Origin of the sequence: Sunxiuqinia indica (assembly GCF_009847015.1) — a bacterium.
In the GTDB taxonomy this organism is placed as follows: domain Bacteria; phylum Bacteroidota; class Bacteroidia; order Bacteroidales; family Prolixibacteraceae; genus Sunxiuqinia; species Sunxiuqinia indica.
In genome coordinates, this window is record NZ_WVEM01000008.1 from 22,349 (window position 1) to 36,972 (window position 14,624).

Annotated in this window: 9 protein-coding genes; 1 reads left to right on the forward strand and 8 read right to left on the reverse strand. The window is 39.6% G+C overall.

Annotated elements, in window-relative coordinates; all coding sequences use genetic code 11:
• Positions 1–11: 11 nt before the first annotated feature.
• The 6 genes from GR929_RS12745 to GR929_RS12770 all read right to left on the reverse strand — a co-directional run bounded on the left by GR929_RS12745 (position 12) and on the right by GR929_RS12770 (position 9,027).
• Entirely contained in the window at positions 12–3,419 is a 3,408-nt protein-coding gene (locus tag GR929_RS12745; RefSeq protein ID WP_201301006.1) for a TonB-dependent receptor, read from the reverse strand.
• Positions 3,420–3,503: 84 nt separating this feature from the next.
• Positions 3,504–4,496: a FecR family protein gene (locus tag GR929_RS12750; RefSeq protein ID WP_159520406.1), complete on the reverse strand. Its 993-nt coding sequence runs from the start codon at positions 4,494–4,496 to the stop codon at positions 3,504–3,506.
• Positions 4,497–4,568: 72 nt separating this feature from the next.
• On the reverse strand, positions 4,569–5,114 hold the full coding sequence (locus GR929_RS12755; RefSeq protein ID WP_159520407.1) for an RNA polymerase sigma-70 factor: 546 nt from the start codon (positions 5,112–5,114) through the stop codon (positions 4,569–4,571).
• Positions 5,115–5,281: 167 nt separating this feature from the next.
• Positions 5,282–6,769 carry a sodium:solute symporter gene (locus GR929_RS12760; protein ID WP_159520409.1) on the reverse strand — a complete coding sequence of 496 codons (1,488 nt, stop codon included), beginning with the start codon at positions 6,767–6,769 and terminating at the stop codon, positions 5,282–5,284.
• A 161-nt stretch (positions 6,770–6,930) separates the two neighbouring features.
• A complete protein-coding gene (locus tag GR929_RS12765; RefSeq protein WP_159520411.1) occupies positions 6,931–7,857 on the reverse strand; it encodes a dihydrodipicolinate synthase family protein in 927 nt (308 codons plus the stop codon).
• A 66-nt stretch (positions 7,858–7,923) separates the two neighbouring features.
• Complete coding sequence (locus tag GR929_RS12770) at positions 7,924–9,027, reverse strand: sialidase family protein (RefSeq protein WP_159520413.1); 1,104 nt, start codon at positions 9,025–9,027, stop codon at positions 7,924–7,926.
• Positions 9,028–9,201: 174 nt separating this feature from the next.
• On the opposite strand from GR929_RS12770, the gene GR929_RS12775 reads away from it, so the two are divergent.
• Positions 9,202–10,053, forward strand: a complete 852-nt coding sequence (locus GR929_RS12775) for an AraC family transcriptional regulator (RefSeq protein WP_159520414.1) — start codon at positions 9,202–9,204, stop codon at positions 10,051–10,053.
• A 17-nt stretch (positions 10,054–10,070) separates the two neighbouring features.
• Here GR929_RS12775 and GR929_RS12780 read toward each other — a convergent pair whose 3' ends face one another.
• Complete coding sequence (locus GR929_RS12780; protein ID WP_159520416.1) at positions 10,071–12,833, reverse strand: alpha-L-rhamnosidase; 2,763 nt, start codon at positions 12,831–12,833, stop codon at positions 10,071–10,073.
• A gap of 252 nt (positions 12,834–13,085) precedes the next feature.
• Positions 13,086–14,615 (reverse strand): RagB/SusD family nutrient uptake outer membrane protein, encoded by a 1,530-nt coding sequence (locus tag GR929_RS12785; RefSeq protein ID WP_159520418.1) that lies wholly within the window; start codon positions 14,613–14,615, stop codon positions 13,086–13,088.
• Positions 14,616–14,624: the final 9 nt, after the last annotated feature.

A 14,624-nucleotide genomic window follows, 5' to 3' on the forward strand; every position in this document is an offset into this window, starting at 1 on the left:
ATCAAAAATTCTTAAAAGTTAACATTTACACCAAGTTGATAAATCACGGAGCCTACTCCCCCGTCATTGTAGGAAGCGCCTGCCCATTCAGGGTCATAACCGTCATAAGATGTAAATACAAACGGATTTAAAATATTCATGTAAATCCGGCAGCTTTTCATATGCAATTCTTCAGCTAGTTGAGGTTTTAAAGAATAGCCCAAAGCAATGTTCTTTATTTTGACAAAAGAAGCATCGCGATAGTATCCAACACCATCATTTCTCCAGTATGTCCCTGCATTACGCGGTTGTGGATACTCGTTCGATACCTGGGCCGGAAGACCAGCGTCATTTGCAGGGATATACCAATCAGCAATATCTAACTTATTACGTCCACGGTCGCGAACATCAACAAAGTTACTGTGGAAACCACTGCTAACGAATACACCTTGGTTGCCATATAATGAAAACGAAAAATCAAAATTCTTATAACTCAAACTTGAGTTCATACTTGCTGACCACGAGGGATCGGAAGACCCCAGGATCATGCGGTCATCAGCGGGATCAATATCATCGTTATTATTAACGTCTACAACTTTCGCCTGACCTTCTGATTGTCCGTATATGGCTGCTTCAGCGGCCTCACTAGCTTGCCAAATTCCGTCAAACTTATAATTATACTGAGCATCGACCGACTCGCCAATAAACCATCCATTACCAACATCATCGACTTTATCCTGTCCATAAAGTGATTCAATGGTGTTTTTATTAGACGTGAAGGTAAATGAGGTTTTCCAGTAAAAATCATTCTTGTCGATATTAACCGTTGTTAACGCAACCTCAATACCTTTATTTCGAACTGATCCAACATTGGCATCCATTTCGTTCCATCCAGATTCCTTTGGTAACTGTTGAGGCATTAACAAATCATCAGACAACCGATTATACACATCGATCGATCCGTAAACCTGACTGTTACTGAAAAGGCCAAAATCAACACCAACATTTATCTCGCTGGTTTTCTCCCAAGTTAATTTACTATTCGCGATTGTTTGAGGCAACCATCCATTAGCCGCTGAACCGAAATAGTCATAGTACATCTGGCGATCCAGTGTATTTGAAGTTGCATAAGGCGATACAATGTTATTTCCAGTAAAACCGTAACTAACTCTGGCTTTCAAATTTGATATTAAATCCGAATTTGCTAGAAATGGCTCTTCGCTAACACGCCATGCGATAGCTCCTGATGGGAAAGACTCCCATTTGTTCCCTTCTGAAAGAAGAGACGATCCATCCCAACGATTGGATAAGGTAATTAACAACCGATCGTTATAAGAGTAGTTTAATCGGAAAGAATACGACGTCAATGTTTGTTTGATATAAGCAGAACTGATATTGTATGTTCCTTGCTCACCTGACCCTAAGTTATGGAATGTTGTTTCAAAAGGCATGTATTTGGAATACATCATTGAAGTTTCAGTGACGCTTGAGTAAAAACTTTGCACTCCTAATAAGTTAAAAGAATGTTTATCGTAATTACGCTCAATATTGAACTGATTATCCCAGGTATAACTAAAGTTCTCATACGTGTCGCGTTGAGCTGACGGCAAATTGTTGTTTGAAATTCCATTGTTGGTCAATGCTCCCCATGCTTGCCCCTGGCGATTAGCATCGTAATTAAACGAAAAACTACTTTTTAAGGTCAACCATTCAATTGGCATGTATGATAGGTAAGTATTTCCAACTCCATTCCAGCGACGTACATTGTTTGTGGAGTTTTGTATTTCCAATACCGGATTAAATGTACTTGTCTTGTTAATCAACCAATTGCCATTGGCATCTTTGTATTTTCCTGGCTGTGGATATAAGTTGCCTACCGAATCAACTGGTGATAAAAATGGATTTAAGCGGAAGGCTTCACGCATAGCAAATTCACTTCCCATTTCCTGTTCGGTTAACGAAGCAGAAAAATTAGTACCAAAATCTACTTTCTCACTAATATCCTGATTCACACTCATTTTAAATGAGTACTTATCAATTGATTCGTTCTGAATATTTCCTTCTTCATTTTGATAACCAATACCAAATGTGTACCCCAACTTATTATTGGTTTTTCCTGAAATGGCTACGTAATGATTTTGTTGCTGCCCATCCTTCAACACAACATCATACCAATCAGTTGTTTCATTTCTTGCAGCACGTTCGTACAACAAGTCGTTATTTCCTCCGGCACCAACGGCATCTTGCAAAGTCGCTTCAGTAACAGTTCCTGTTGCCGGATCAGTTTTGGCGGTTGCGAGGTAAGCCGACTGATGATAATACCACCATTTTTCGCCACTCATCATTTCAGGCAACCGAGCCGCTTTCCGAATACCATAGTATCCACTGTAAGAAACAGAAACATCTTTCTTTACATCTCCGCCACTTTTTGTAGTAACAATAACAACACCATTCGAACCACGAGATCCATAAATAGCTGTTGAAGAAGCATCTTTCAAAACGTCGATGCGAGCAATATCCTGTGGATTTAAAAAGTCAATTCCATCTGTTGGAACACCATCAACAACATACAATGGTTTTGCATCAGCACTCATGGAGTTCTTTCCACGGATGGTGATATCGAAACCATCACCGATACGTCCGGTTGAAGATGTAATTTGCACCCCCGCAAGGCTTCCCTGAATGGCTTCCATTGGGCTTGTTGTTCCTTTTTCAACTAGCGTTTCGGAATCAACACTTCCTACTGATCCGGTTAAATCACGCTTTTTGATTGTTCCATAACCGACAGCTACAACTTCCTCTAGGCCAATCGTTTCATCTTGCATTGCCACATTGATCGTTTGTCGACCTTGAACCGCAACCTCCTGAGATTTCATTCCTACAAAAGAATAAACTAATGTCCCATCTGCAGGAACATCTCCAAGTGTATAATTGCCGTCAAAATCAGCAATAGTACCCACAGTTGTCCCCTTAACGACAACTGTTGCTCCAGGAACAGGTTCTCCCATTTCATTGGTTATCTTTCCACTCACTTTGACAGCTTGTTGTTCGGACAAATTTGAGAGTTTACCCTTTTCGTTTTTATGAATGATGATTAGTTTATTATTCAATGTATAATCCAAATCTGCTTCACTCATCAACATATCAAGAACCTCTTCAATTTCTTTATCCTTAATATCAACACTGACGACTTTTGACAAATCGACTTCTTTGTTGTTATAGAAGAATGAATACTCAGACTGATCTTCAATCTGCCCCAGTATTTTCTCAATGGAGAGATTTTTTCCTTCGAGACTTAGTTTAGTATTTTGCGAATAAGTAGCAGCCGAGACCTGAAGCAATGCTACTAAAATAAAGAAGCAAGTTAACCTCATAATTCGATAGATTTTTGGGACGTCAGCACCGAAGCCAATCCTCCCATTGTTTCGTTTTTTTTTCATAAATTTGAAATGTTTAGACAATTAAAAACTTGATTGTTTTTTGATTTAGGTAGCGTGTTGTGGCGACACGCTGCCTTTATTTTTTTACATAGGCTTATAGTTTAGTTTAAACTTTCTAAAACTTATTTTCTCATAGTCAATTGGAGTCGTTAGTTTCAATGCATCCAACACTTGCCAGATTGTTTCTTGGTTTTTAAAACTTCCGGAATACACCATCTCATTAAATTCATTGCTGCTGTACGAAATCTGCACATCGTACCATCTTTCCAGTCGTTTAATCAAATCGGGAAAAGGAATCTCTTTAAATATAAATTCACTATTTATCCAGGCTGTTTCCGATTTAACGTCTGCCTCATTCAATTCATAATGGTTAGTCTTTCTGTCTAAAGATATTTTTTCACCTGGCTTTATTTCAAATTGTTGATGATCATCCGTAAACAGTTCTATTTTACCCTCGGCAAGTGTAGCGCCTATTAATTGATCATCATCATAGTTACTTACATTGAACTTAGTGCCGGTAACTACAATATCAAAATTATTGGTTTGAACGGTGAATGGATGATTTTTGTCTGATTTGACTTCGAAATATGCCTCGCCTTCCAAGTGCACAATTCGATTATTTTTTGAAAAATGGGTGTCAAATTTAAGATAGCTGTTTGAGTTCAGATTCACTTTCGTGCCATCAGCTAAAGTGACTTCGGAACGGCTGCCTTTGGGCACATAAAACGATTCCAACTGACTGTTATCCTGTCCAAATTGTATTTGCATCACACTTCCAATCACTAAGCCAAATACTAAAATGGCAGCAACAGCAATAACAGACTTCCATGAAGATATTGACTTTGTTCTTTTTTGAGTTGCTTGCTTTCGATAGAATTTTAAAAGCTGTTCATTTACCTTTTCATTGGAGCCTTCGTGGCTTGCATCCCAAACGTCTTTCAGCTCAAAAAACAGTCTCTGATTTTTGGGACTGTCCTTAATCCAGTTAACTAATTTTTCTTGTTCGGTGCGCGAAAGATCTCCGTTAAGGTACCTTGAGATCATTTGTTGTATTTCGGATGAATTTATTGTAGTCATGATTAAATTATCATCATTTACTACTAACACAACCAAGGATGGAAAATTACGTCATCAAAAGTCGAAAAAAATTTAACTTTTTATTAACACACAAATATTCAGCAAAATACGAAGATTGTTTTTTGACAACTTTTCTTTCAATTCGGAAAGCGCACGAAATAATCGAGTCTCAACAGTGCGAACAGGTAGCTTAAGTTTTTTTGCAATTTCTTTGTTTTTCAATCCTTCGAATCTACTTAGCTCAATAACTTCGCGATTGATAACGGATAAAGCATTAATGGCCTTATAAATTTTGTCCAGGTTTTCCTTTTCAATTAGAGACTGCTCACCGCTTTTGTAATATTTCTGTTCGAGTTGCATTATTCTTTCAATATTCCTTTGTTGATGATCCTGCACCACTCTCTCATGTTTCAAATAGTTGAAACAACTGTTTTTAACAGCATTAAACAAATAAGCTTTCAGGTGTTCATCATGCAATTCAAGCTTTCCCTTTTCCCATATCGAGGCAAACACATCTTGTACAATATCTAAAGAAATACTTTCGTTACGAACGAATTTATTAGCATACAAATAGAGCAAATTGTGATATTTTCTGAAAATATGATCAAAATCTGACATCCAAGGCTTTTAGGAATGCAAAGTATAAAAAATGGATTAAAACAAAACAATCTGAATTAACATTTTTTAACCGTCTCAAATCTATTTCTTCTGAGACATCTGCTTGCCGATATCGAAAAAACACCATTGCGTATAAGAAATAACAACTCACGCAAACAATCAGATCACTACAAACTTGTCTTCTCCGTAATCACCTTTTTATTAACGAATACTCCTATTAAAAATCCCACAATAAAAATCGCTACAGTACCAAACACGATTGATAAATAACTGTGGAATGGGCTGGTATATGGTTCGAGTGAAGTCCCTGGGAAAAAGATGGGCGAAAGGCTCATCCAACCAATTACAACAACTCCGGCAATCACTCCAATAAAAGCAGATAAGCTGGTAAGCTTTTTCGAAAGGTATCCAAGCAGAAACAATCCCAGCATGCCTCCACTAAAAATTGAGGCCAATTTCCACCAGGCATCCAAAGCACTCTGAACATTGATCATTGCGATGGCAACACCGATACTCAAGGTGCTGAAAATAAACGATGCCAAATACAAAATTCGCATCGAGCGTTTATCATCATCCGAGTTACTGTCAATCTTAAAATAGTCGGTTAAAATTACGGTTGCCGAGCTATTAATGCTAGTTGAGATTGTACTCATGCCGGCTGCAAAAACCGATGCAATCAAAAATCCGGTTAACCCGTTTGGAAGTTGATTGACAATAAACTGAGGAAAAACTTTATCAGCCTGAATATTCGGATCAATCAATCCAGGTTGTGCCGTATAAAAACTGTATAGTGCAGATCCGATAAATAGAAACATGGCAGATACAGGCACATAAAGTAAACCTCCGTACAATGCCGATTTTTTAGCTTCTTTTTCAGAACTTGAAGTCATATAACGCTGAATATAATTTTGGTCAATTCCATAGTTCTGTAGATTGATAAAAATACCGTAAATCAACACCACCCAAAACGTGGAACTATTTAAACTGGCTCCAAAACTTCCGAGGCTAAACTTATCATTTGCCGCTGCAATTTCAAAAACTTGTCCCGGACCTTCGGGCATCGAAAACATCAACGTGAGAATGCACACAATCGCGCCAACAATCAAAATAATTGCCTGAATCGCGTCAGTCCAAACCACAGCCTGAATACCCCCAAGCAGGGAATAAACCATAACACTAAAGCCGGTAACAATAATAATAGTTGAAATATCCCAATCAAGCAATGTATGCAGCATAATACCCAGTAAAAACAAAATCGTTCCGGCCCGCATCAATTGAGTGAGCAAATACATAACCGAAACATAGTTTTTTGCCCATGGCCCAAAACGCTTCTCCAAATAAGTGTAAGCCGATGGACTATTGATAGAGCGATAGAGTGGTACAAAAAACCGAACTGCCATGTACGAAGCAAATGGAATAGACAGGCTGAATGCAAAGGCGTTCCAGTTGGTTAAATAAGCCTGTCCGGGCAAGGCCAAATAGCTAATACTACTAACAAAAGTGGCAAATATCGAGAGTGCTATCACCCACCCTGGAATCGATTGATTACCCAAAGTAAATGCCGATGATGATTTATTCTTCTTATAAAAAGAACTTCCGAATAAGACTATTCCAACGAGGTAAGCAATAAAAATAATGACGTCAATCGTACTCATTCAATTTGTTTTATTAGTTCGGTAATCAATTATATTAGGTTTAATAATACCGGATGAACACATCCAAACAGGTTCCCGATTACAGTTGTTACGATAATAGAAAACATGGGAGACAATTGAAGTATCGATCGCTCCAATTGTCTCCCCCGCTCTTTCATGATTTACAAGAGCTCTTTGTAATTTAGCTCATCCAATGCTTTTTCAATTTTTTTACGCTCGGGAGCATTGAATTTATGAAATGGCTCCGCCATAAAATCACTGCAAACACCCATTACAGACAGTGCACATTTTAAGCCTTTCAGGTAACTGGAGCCATACTGACCAACACTATAAATAGTACTACTAATTTGCATTACCTTTTGCTGAAGCGGAATAATTTTATCAAAATCGCGAGCTGCAGAGGCATTGTATAAATCGACATACAATTTAGGGAACATATTTGCACCGCCATTCACACCACCATGACCACCTAAAAGAACAAACTGAGACATGATCTCCTCAGGACCAACCATGAACGTAAAGTCAGGACGGTCCTGCAACAGATGACTAATTTGATTGAAATACGCCAGGTTTGCAGAACTGTCCTTCATCCCAATAATTCCGGGAATATTGGCTGCTGCTTTTACCGTTTCGGGAGCAAACGAAACCTTTGTGTGCACCGGCATATTGTAAATGAATAAAGGAAGTGGCATGTGCTGCATAATTCGCTCCAAATATTCCAAAAGCTCGGGTTGACTAGCGCTAAAATAATAAGGAGGAGTAATCACAACTGCATCAGCACCATACTCCGCAGCCTTTTTGGCCAAGTTTAAACTTTCGGTGAAAGCTGAATCCGAAATGCCGACCAAAACAGGCACTCGCCCGTTGACCAGCTTGCAGCTTCGTTGAATCAACTCTTCACGAATTTTGTACGATAAGCTGGCAAATTCGCCCGTTGTTCCCAACAGGAAAAGCCCATGTACGCCGCCTGCAATTGTCCGTTCAATAAGGCGTTCCAGTCCTTCAATATCTAGTGTATCATTATCAAGCAAAGGAGTTACCAATGGAGGAACTATTCCTTTTAATGGCATCGAAAAATTTGGTTTCATATATTTATGCAAATTGTATTAAATGAAGTCGAAATTGATCTCACTCAAAAATATTCTTAACAGTTCTTATTGTTCTGATTTTTCAGGCCACTGCCCATCAACAATTGGAGTAAGTTCCATTTTAGATGGATCGACAACCACATGTTTCATTTTAACTCGTTTCCAAGTGTACAAAATGTGAATCATTCCATCATTGGTTTGAATAACTGCGGGATACGAAAAACGCTGTTCCGGTTCATCCTCTAAAACAAGTGCTGCACTCCAATTTTCACCATCTTTACTAACGGCGACATTCAATGGAGAACGACCACCTTTAAATTTATCGCCAGGAGGCAACACATGGTTATAAACCAACAATTGTCTACCATCGGCAAGTGTCACGGCATCAGTTCCCGAATTGTTCTGCGGCAACGAAGTCTTGGTCATCTCCGACCAGGTCTCGCCCCTATCATCAGACCAGGACTGCAAAACAGCCCGGTTTTTACTTCGAGTCAACGCTTGCAATCTTCCATCAGGATACTCCAATATACTGGGTTGAATAGCAATAATATCATAGCCATCGTTGATGGGCTCTGTTTTACGCCAGGTTTTTCCAAGATCATCCGAAATCTCAAAGTATACTTGCCAGCCATCTTCCTCTGTACTTGTCGGACTGATAATCTTTCCATCAATTAACACCGGTTTGTTTTTTACAGGCCCAATAATACCATCAGGCAATGCTATCGCTTCCGACCAAGTCACACCTCCATCTTCCGAAGTTTTCATCCATCCTCTCCAATTATCAGGGTGTGCGCCAATTTTATAGTAGAGCTGTAACTCGCCATTGGGTACCTGAAACAACACCGGATTCCAAGTTGGATAACGAAGCGTATCGTTCTGAATACCATCTGCTACATTTTCAGGTTCTGTCCACTCGCCATCAACTTTTCGGCTTACATAAATGCAAACATCCGGATCACGTTCATAAGTACCTCCAAACCATGAAGTAACCATTGTTCCATCGGTGGTTTCAACAATAGTTCCGGCATGGCTCGAGGGGAACGGCGCGGTTTCGTAAATAAACTCTTCCAAAACGATACCTTCTTTGAATGTACGCTCCTTTTGGGAAGTACACCCGGTAAGTACAACAATCAAGCTAAGGAGAACAACTAGTACACTATTTTTTTTCATGGTTTTACAATTTTTCATTTAAAACTTATCATCTACAAATGGACTTTCTCTCTAAACAAAGAAATAAAATACGGATTATTATCTTCAATCAAATTTTAACGTATTTACATTGTATTTTCACCTTTATATTTTATATTTTCATACATTTAACAAATTACTGTCAATATTTAACAAATGGAGTACGTTTTTGAAAAAATATATGTTCCCCATCAGCATTCGTTCATCACTCGTGAGATGGAGTTGACAAAGAACTCATCTCGCGTACATTCGCATAAAAACTTTGAGCTGAATTTCATCCTGTCAGGAGCCGGTAAAAGAATTGTCGGCAACAACATTTCCAGTTTTGAGCGCAATGATCTGGTGCTACTAGGCCCCAACCTGCCCCACTGTTGGGAAATACTCCAAACCACCAAACAGGAACCACCCAAATGCATTGTCATTCATTTTTATGAAAATTTAATTTCTTCTGACTTTTTTAATAAGCCTGAACTCGAAAAAATTGTCGATCTATTGAAACAAGCCGAAGCGGGCATCTTTTTTTATGGTTCGCGAATCCCAAAGATCAAGTCAATTTTAAAAGAGCTAACCACTCAACAAGGATTGAATAGCTATATTAGTTTATTGCGTATTTTCAATTTATTAATTGAATGTGACAAACGAGAGTACCTCTCGCAGCAGCCCATTTCGGACACCGCATTCGACAAAGACTTCAACCAAATCAACAAAATTTACGAATACGTATTTCAACACATTCAGGAAGAAATTAAGTTGAATGAAGTTGCCTCACTACTCAATATGGCTCCCGGCTCGTTTTGTCGTTTTTTTAAAAAGAAAACCCATCTCACCTTTATGGAATACGTCATTAAAATCAGGATTGGTTATGCCGCCAAAATGTTAGCCGAAACCGAAAAGCAGATTACAGAAATTGGCTACGATTGCGGATACAACTACCTGGCGAACTTTAACCACTATTTTAAAAAGATAATGGGAAAAACACCGTCGGAGTATCGGAAAGAATTCAGGTAGCCAATTGCCTGTAAACCTTATCGTTTAAACTGAAAATAATACTCCCCCGACCCGACTTCAAGCAATGCGCGATCTCCTTCCTGGTACAGATAATTCACGCCGTTAGCCTGATATAGCTCTACACCGCTTTCGGTAATGTCGGCAGCCGATTTTGCCGGAATATAAACTTTGGCTTTGGTATTTGCAGGCACGGTCAGTTTCCATTCGATTGTTGATCTATCCTTTTGCCATTCGCTGCTAATTTCACCATAAACGGATTGATAGCTCGCATTCACAAAATCCAATCCCTCAACAAATTCAGGCTTCATCACAATTTCCTTAAAACCAGAATCCTCGGTACTTGATTTAATTCCTGCTAAATGCTCGTAATCCCAAATAATTAAATCGCCCAACATCATCACGTGATTGTACGAATTCATATGCGGTGCCGCTGTGTTTCCATTCCAAAGTTCCCAAATGGCTGTCGCCCCATTTTCAATCATGTATCCCCAGCTGGGATAAGTCGTGTTTGTGGCTAGCTGATAGGCAATATCGGCTCTTCCGTTTGCTGTTAGTGTTCGCATCAACCACTGTGTTCCAATCAATCCCGTACTTAAATGTCCATTATTTCTATTCAGAATAATATCGACAATGGTATTAAAAACAGCCTCGTGATTTTCTTCAGGAACGAGCCCCATCTGAAGTGCCAACAGGTTGTCGGTTAATATATTTTCGCCGTAGCCAGCCTTTTCGGTCAAATAGAATTTTCGATTGAACCCATCTTTAATATGTTGAGCGAGCGCCTGAAATTCAGCAACATCGCTTCCGTTTCCAGAGAGAAGTGCAAATTTTTCCATCAAACCGAGGTAGTAATAATAGTAAGCGGTTGAAATCAACTCCCGAGGGTGCTTTTTATCAGCACTTTTTCCACGGCCAGCCTCGATTGTAACAGGTGGCGCACACCAATCACCGTAACGATCCTGCGTGACGATGTAATCCTCATTCATATAGCGGTCTTTCATATAATCCATCCATTTTTTCATCGACTGGTAGTGCTCCTTAATCGGACGAACATCGGCATATTGTCGGTGAAGCATATCAGCCACCATCAGGTAGGTTCCCGGCCAGGTCATGTTATCAGAGTAGTAGCGCCAAAAGTTCGGAACAACATCGCTAATCGCACCGTTTTCCTTCTGCGAGTAGCCAATATCGTCAAGCCATTTGGAGTAAAGCATCTCATTTCCGAAAATAAAACTCTCGCCATAACACCCGGTGGAACGATCGCCCAACCAGGGCTGACGCTCGTTTCGTTGGGGGCAATCTACCGGCATGCCTTTATAATTGCCACGAATTCCCCAATATGCATTTTTAAATACTTGATTGATAATCGAGTTTGAAGTTTCAAAAGTACCTGTGGTTTCCATTTTGTCGTAAACCACTTGCCCTACAAAATCATCAACCGTTGGCACTCCCGGATAGCCTGTTATTTCAACAAACTGAAAACCATGATAAACAAAACGAGGTTCCCAGGTTTCCTTTTCGCCTCCCTTTAAAATATAAATATCAGTCGCCTTCGCATCGCGCAAATTTGCGGTGAAAAGTTCGCCATTATCTTGCAGCACCTCAGCAAATCGAAGTTGAACCGTATCGCCGGCATTTCCCTGAACGGTCATTTTCATCCAGCCAGCTATATTTTGCCCCAAATCAAGAATGTATCGATCTTCTCCAATCTTACTTACTGAAACAGGCTTGATGCTCTCCATCACCTTCATATTGGGAGTCATTTGCGCTTCGAAGGTACCATTGGGCACTTGCACATATTCAGGTTTCAACCAACCTTCATCGTCAAAGCCAACCTTATTCCAGCCTGGCATTTCTTTACGGGCGTCGTATTCTTCACCATCGTATTCATTATTCGACAAAATTGGTCCTTCAGCAGTTCCTTTCCAGCTATCGTTTGAAAGAACGTAGGCTTTCGTGCCATCCTCATATTCAATTTCCATATGAAACATCAACTTCGGGAATCCGAAATTCTTGATTTTATACGGTTTGTAATGCTGACGCATGGTATAGTAACGTCCATTTCCGAGAATAACACCAACAGCATTATCGCCTGATTTCAACTGTTCAGTCACATCAAACACATTGTACTTGACATTTTCATCGTAATCGGTTGGAACCGGAGCCAATACCTGATCGCCAATCTTTTGGCCATTAAAATACAGTTCGTAGAGTCCTAAGCCCATCAGATAGACTTTCGCCTGTTTAATCGGTTTCGTAACTTCAAACTCCTTTCTGAGATATCGTGCTGAAAGCCGCGAGTGAAAGCTGTCATCATCCCAGGGGAAAGGGCGGTCGAATCCAATCCATCGTCCCCACCATTCGTTATAAAAAAGTAAGCCGATTGACCAATTGGCAGGCTCACTCCAAATAGATTCGCCTTTATTGCTCCACACTTTTACCTTCCAGAAGCAATCCATCTTGCTTTTCAAATCAACACCATCATAAACAACATTGATAGATTGATCAGACTCAACTTTTCCTGAATTCCACAAGTCACCCTCATTATCATTCAGTTTCTCCTTTGAAGAAGCGACAATAACCTGATATGCCGTTTGCTCAATCCCACGTTCATTGCCAGCCAATTGCCAACTCAAACGTGGTTCAAGCACATCAATGGCCAGTGGATTGGTTAAATACTCACAGGTTAAATTCCGGACTTGAGTTTGGGCGTAACTATTAGTTGAGAACAGAAGAAATAGCACTCCTAAAAAAAAGAATATTCGATTTTTATGTTTCATATCTCACGTTTGATTATCATTCAACCAAGAATACGATTCTTAATAATTGTAATTCGACCCACCAAAAGTAGAAAAAACAGTAGACTTTATGAAAACGTTTTCACACTTCTGATTATATTTCGTTAAAGCTTTTACATACGTGTTTTAAAACGTTCAGATCAACCAGGGCATCACGCATTTAGGTCGTTGTTAAAGATTCTGAAAAAGTAACTCTAAGAATAAAACTACTTTTCAGAATCTTTTATTTTTCCGCTAATATCCCGGATTTTGTTCCAGTTCATCGTTTAGCTGCATTTCTCGATATGGGATCGCATACAATAATTTATCTAACGAGATATCATATGTCCTGTCTTGCAAGTAGGGATACATCGCTTTTGTACGTTCTCCAAAAGCTGTCATAACTTCTATCGCTTTGTCGGTTCTTAATAAATCAAACCAACGATGAGCTTCAAAAGCCAATTCATGACGGCGCTCGTTGGCAATTACATCATCTGTTAACGTGCCTACAGGTTCTAAACCAGCTCTTGACCGGACTTCATTTAAATAGGCCAGTCCCTGATCACCTTTGCTTTGTTCCAACAAGCATTCAGATAACATTAACAAAGCATCAGCATAACGGTAAAGTGGCCAGTTTTCATCCATATTATAGGGTTTCGAATGCGGATGAAGGTACTTCTTAACGAAATACCGTTTCAGCTGATAATTATCAATTGCCGCATCTTTCGGATTTAATACATCTTCAATGACAATCATTCCATTTCCATCGGCAGAACCAACGGCAACGGCTATTGATTTGGCCAGTCGTTCATCTCCATCTTCATACGAATCAACCATTTCCTGTGTCGGCATATTCCATCCACCGCGTGTCAGAATGTTTGAGCCAAGCCCTGTAACCAAGACGTCATTCCCTGTTTTTGGGAAGAAGCGATAAGCAAAGTTACTTTCTTGTCCCTGATCGCCTTCCTGATATTGCACCTCAAAAATTGACTCCCTATGGTTTTTATTCGCCGGATCATAAATATCCGTATAATCAGGAAGCAGATCGTACCCCATTGTCATAATCTCGCGTAATTGAGTTTCAGCTCCTGCAAAATCACGTGATGGCTTGGTCATTAAAACTTTTGCTAATAACATCCTAGCTGCTCCTTGTGTTGCTCTTCCATCCTGTGGAAACGAAGGAGCATCAAGTTTAGAGATTGCATCAGTCAAATCTGATTCAATATGAGCATAAACCTCCTCAACAGAAGCACGCGGTAAAAAAGCTTCATCAGCTGTTTGCACTTCATTCAGGTAAAGTGGGACACCGCCATAAAGGCGAACAAGATCGAAATAAAAGAACGCTCTTAAAAATTTTGCTTCCCCGGTTACTGAAGCTTCGAAATCAGCATCTAATTCAACTCCTTCAATGCGATCAAGAATTGTATTTGCCCTTGAAATTCCTTCGTAGCAATTGTAATAAAAATTGTTTGCATGACGGTTATCTTCTTCGTCAATAAAATCGGCAATGTGCTCTAAAGAGACTGCTGATCCGGTGCCACGGTTTGCGGCATAATAATCATAGTGGGCATTATCTGAACGCTGATCAGTCAGTAACCACCGTCCACGGTCGTTTGTTATCGACCGAAGCGATTCATAGGTTCCTGTGACTGCCATTTCAAAGTGACTCTCCGTTTTATAAAAGCCAGAAGAATTTGTATACGACTCAGGCGCTAGTTCCAAAAATGAATCGGAGCAGGAAATAGTCATTAAAGCTATGATTCCCGTATATATTATTTTTTTCATATTCTTAAT

What these genes read in the sequence shown, in the direction of transcription:
- GR929_RS12745 (WP_201301006.1), bottom strand. Translation starts at nt 3,419, where the DNA reads ATGAAAAAAAAACGAAACAATGGGAGGATTGGCTTCGGTGCTGACGTC.
- GR929_RS12750 (WP_159520406.1), bottom strand. Translation starts at nt 4,496, where the DNA reads ATGACTACAATAAATTCATCCGAAATACAACAAATGATCTCAAGGTAC.
- GR929_RS12755 (WP_159520407.1), bottom strand. Translation starts at nt 5,114, where the DNA reads ATGTCAGATTTTGATCATATTTTCAGAAAATATCACAATTTGCTCTAT.
- GR929_RS12760 (WP_159520409.1), bottom strand. Translation starts at nt 6,769, where the DNA reads ATGAGTACGATTGACGTCATTATTTTTATTGCTTACCTCGTTGGAATA.
- GR929_RS12765 (WP_159520411.1), bottom strand. Translation starts at nt 7,857, where the DNA reads ATGAAACCAAATTTTTCGATGCCATTAAAAGGAATAGTTCCTCCATTG.
- GR929_RS12770 (WP_159520413.1), bottom strand. Translation starts at nt 9,027, where the DNA reads ATGAAAAAAAATAGTGTACTAGTTGTTCTCCTTAGCTTGATTGTTGTA.
- GR929_RS12775 (WP_159520414.1), top strand. Translation starts at nt 9,202, where the DNA reads ATGGAGTACGTTTTTGAAAAAATATATGTTCCCCATCAGCATTCGTTC.
- GR929_RS12780 (WP_159520416.1), bottom strand. Translation starts at nt 12,833, where the DNA reads ATGAAACATAAAAATCGAATATTCTTTTTTTTAGGAGTGCTATTTCTT.
- GR929_RS12785 (WP_159520418.1), bottom strand. Translation starts at nt 14,615, where the DNA reads ATGAAAAAAATAATATATACGGGAATCATAGCTTTAATGACTATTTCC.